Origin of the sequence: Cuspidothrix issatschenkoi CHARLIE-1 (assembly GCF_002934005.1) — a bacterium.
Classification (GTDB): Bacteria; Cyanobacteriota; Cyanobacteriia; order Cyanobacteriales; family Nostocaceae; genus Cuspidothrix; species Cuspidothrix issatschenkoi.
The window spans coordinates 1-3,517 of the sequence record NZ_PGEM01000211.1; the positions used below are offsets into that span (position 1 = coordinate 1).

Genomic DNA, 3,517 nt, shown 5'->3' on the forward strand with positions numbered 1-3,517 from the left:
CGCCCCCTTTTTTCCCCTCAACAGATGTTAGCCTTTTTAACTCAAGCCCTACAGAGGAAATATCAAATCGTTGAAAGCATTTATATTCCATCCGGTTAGCGTCAAGAAATTATTAACCAGCTAATCATAAGTAATTATTATCTATACTATGTCTGCTGATTAAGTATTGGGAATCAAAAAGTATTCTATACTGCACAGTATTTGGCGATCTCCCTTCAGGAAAAAACTTTTTGGTTTACTGCTTTACCCTGTTTGGGTTGGGCAATTTCCACCCAATACGCATAGCGATCGCCTATTCGCAATTCTCCCTGTAAAGCTTCGCGAATCGGTGTTTTTGCTAATCTGGCTGTGTTAATTGCACTTTGGTTAGGATATTGATACACAATTTGAGCATCATTATAATCTTGATACACATCTAAACCATAAATCACTCGTAAAGATTCTTCTAATCGTGGTATTGTGATGCCATTGACTGCATCAAACATGGTCATGCGTTCGGTACGAATTGTACTACGGTCTTTGGTAAATGTGACTTTACCGGGAGGTAATACGGAGGCTTGGAAGGTGAATCTTTGCGCTGCTGTATCACTTTTACTAACAAATAATTTTTCTCCTTGCCTGGGTCTGAGGGTAGGATGGGCTTGAATCCATGTAGTTACCTCCTCTGTTGTCTCTCCAGGTAAGGCTGTAGCGGCAGAATCTAATAGTATTTCTGCTGAAATTAAAGGTATAAAATACAAAGGTAAAATCAATAGGGAAGCCAGGGGGCAGGAGGCGGTGGTTCTAGGTCTCTCACCAACCGGAGGCAGGAGTCCGTTTTGGACACGGGGATTTATACTGGATTGTTTCAATAACTTCAGTAAAGATTGTTTGCTCATTTTTTTAGTTATACATCGCTACTTTAATGACTTGACGTGCCTTCATATCCATGAATACCTGTTCTAGTTCATGTAAAGGTCGCTGTTCACTAATGAGTAAGTCAAAAGGAATTGTACCACTAGCGATGAGTGATAAAGCTGCTTTTACATATTTTGGTGTATTATGAAATACACCTTTAAGAGTAAGTTCACTATAATGCAGTTGTTCGGTGTTGACGGTAATTGTGGTATCTTTTGGACAACCACCAAATAAATTGATAGTTGCACCAGGACGACCGCAAGCGATCGCTGTTTCCCAAACGCTCGGTACACCTGTAGCTTCTATAACTATATCTGCCCCCCAACCATCGGTTAATTCTTTAACTGTGTGAGGAATATCTGCAACTTGATGATAGTTAAAAGTCTTTGCTGCACCTAACTTTTCCCCAATTTCTAGCCGTTGGTTATTCCCACCCCAGAGGATAACTTCAGTATTTTTACTTAATACTGCGACAAACATTAAACCAATTGCCCCATCACCTAAAACCACTACTCGATCTTGGGGTTTGACACCAGCACGGGCGACACCATGCAAGACACAGGCCAGGGGTTCAGTCATGGCGGCTAAAGCAAATGGCAGGTGATCGGGAACGGGTAACAAATTATGCTGGACAATGGGCGCGGGAATTTTCATGTATTCCGCAAATGTGCCATTATTCCAAGTTAAATGGGGACATAAAGAATATTCTTGGCGTTGACAAAAGAAACATTTCATGCATGGGGCAGAATTATTGGCTACGACGCGATCGCCTACCCGCCAATTAGTCACCCCGTTACCGACAGCTACAATTCGTCCCGCACCTTCATGACCAAACAGTGTGGGTGGTGTCAACATTTTCGCATGGCCACCACGTCGCCACACTTTCAAATCTGTGCCACAAGTGGTGGCCGCTTCCACCTGAATCACCACTTCACCAGCTTGAGGAGTGGGATCGGTAACTTGTTCTAGGCGTAAATCCTCTTGTCCGTAGAGTAATGCTGCTAACAAAGCGTTTCACCCATAAAAAAGAAATAGGGGCGCAGTGTTTGCACCCAGGAGTAAGGTTTACATCAATACCATATTAAATGGCAGCAGAATATATTTTGTATTTAAAATTAGCAAATCATCATTGAACAATCTAAGAACTTAAAGCGGTTTGAGGTAAAACTTCTTGATTACGGGGTTCTAAGTTGGATTTAGATACACCATTTACAGTTAATACGGGTACTTCCTGTCTACAGGAAAGACAAAACCAATAAACTTCATGATGGCGGACATGACGCAGAATCGAACCACCGCAGCATGGGCAGGTGTTAACTATGATACTCATACCAATGTCCTCCTTTTAAAAAATTAAACACGAGTAATGTCAGAATTAATCTAGGCACTACCCTTAAACAATTCCAAATTCTAGATTTATACTTGATTTGATGGCGATCATTTTTTGTAGTCTTTTATTCACAATTCGCACTTCTCCATCATGGAGAAATTCATGAGGAAAAAACTATCAATAAATGCTAAATTAACCTGATTTTCAGATATTTCTCCAACCTGCTTTTCTGTTAAAACAATGAAAAACTGTGGGATCATTACTAAACTATAAACCAGTATAGACGCTGTTCATCTATCTTAGGGATCATAACTATATATTTTTTATGAGATAATTACTTTACCTTTATTTTACCTTCATTTTGATAATTAAATCATGAAAATTGCTACTTGGAACGTTAATTCTGTTCGTACACGCTTAGAACAGGTTATCAATTGGTTAAGAGAAAATCCTGTAGATGTTTTGTGTTTACAAGAAACTAAAGTCATAGATCAGGACTTTCCCAGTATCGCGTTTAAAGAATTAGGTTATTATCCGTATATTTCCGGGCAAAAATCTTATAATGGCGTGGCTTTAATTAGTCGTCAACCTTTGACAGATGTAATTATGGGTTTTAGTTCCATTTTACCAGAATTATCTTCAGTATGGGATGAACAAAAACGAGTAATTTCCGGTATACTTGAAGGAGTTAGAATTATTAATCTTTATGTTCCTAATGGTTCATCTATTGGTAGTGAAAAGTATGAATATAAGTTAGCTTGGTTAAAAATACTCAGAGAGTATTTACAGGTATTACTATTATCAAATCCTGCTATTTCTATGTGTGGTGATTTTAATATTGCCTTAGAAGATATAGATATTAATGATAAGGTAAAAATAGATAATCACATCATGGCATCAGAATTAGAACGTCAAGCTTTACGGGATGTTCTGAGTTTAGGTTTTGCAGATGCTTTTCGGAAATTTAACACGGAAGGGGAAAATTATAGTTGGTGGGATTATCGAACTGCTGCTTTTAAGCGTAATTTAGGCTGGCGTATAGATCATCACTATCTTACACCAACTTTATACGAACGCGCTCAAAGTTGCATCATTGATGTTGCACCCCGGAAATTAGTACAACCAAGTGATCATACACCAGTCATTGTAGAATTTAATCATAGTTGATATGTAGGGTTTGCTGAAAAAGTTGTCTGTGAGGAGAGGGAACAGGGAACTCTTAACTGGGAACAGTTTCAAGAGTTGGATGGGAGCTATTTTCCTTTGGCATCAAACTATCAAACTTAAATG

4 protein-coding genes are annotated in these 3,517 nt (G+C 38.8%); 1 reads left to right on the plus strand and 3 read right to left on the minus strand.

Features of this window, described 5'->3' with window-relative positions; all coding sequences use genetic code 11:
- Positions 1–215: 215 nt before the first annotated feature.
- The 3 genes from CUN59_RS20350 to CUN59_RS20360 form a co-directional block, all read right to left on the minus strand.
- On the minus strand, positions 216–878 hold the full coding sequence (locus tag CUN59_RS20350; protein ID WP_243407007.1) for a hypothetical protein: 663 nt from the start codon (positions 876–878) through the stop codon (positions 216–218).
- Between the two features lie 4 nt (positions 879–882).
- The gene (locus CUN59_RS20355; RefSeq protein ID WP_104389534.1) at positions 883–1,905 is read right to left on the minus strand and encodes a zinc-dependent alcohol dehydrogenase; all 1,023 of its coding nucleotides are present in this window, start codon (positions 1,903–1,905) and stop codon (positions 883–885) included.
- Positions 1,906–2,035: 130 nt separating this feature from the next.
- Entirely contained in the window at positions 2,036–2,227 is a 192-nt protein-coding gene (locus CUN59_RS20360) for a hypothetical protein (RefSeq protein WP_104389535.1), read from the minus strand.
- Positions 2,228–2,602: 375 nt separating this feature from the next.
- Here CUN59_RS20360 and xth point away from each other — a divergent pair, with 375 nt between their 5' ends.
- Positions 2,603–3,394: an exodeoxyribonuclease III gene (gene xth / locus CUN59_RS20365; protein ID WP_104389536.1), complete on the plus strand. Its 792-nt coding sequence runs from the start codon at positions 2,603–2,605 to the stop codon at positions 3,392–3,394.
- Positions 3,395–3,517 lie beyond the last annotated feature (123 nt).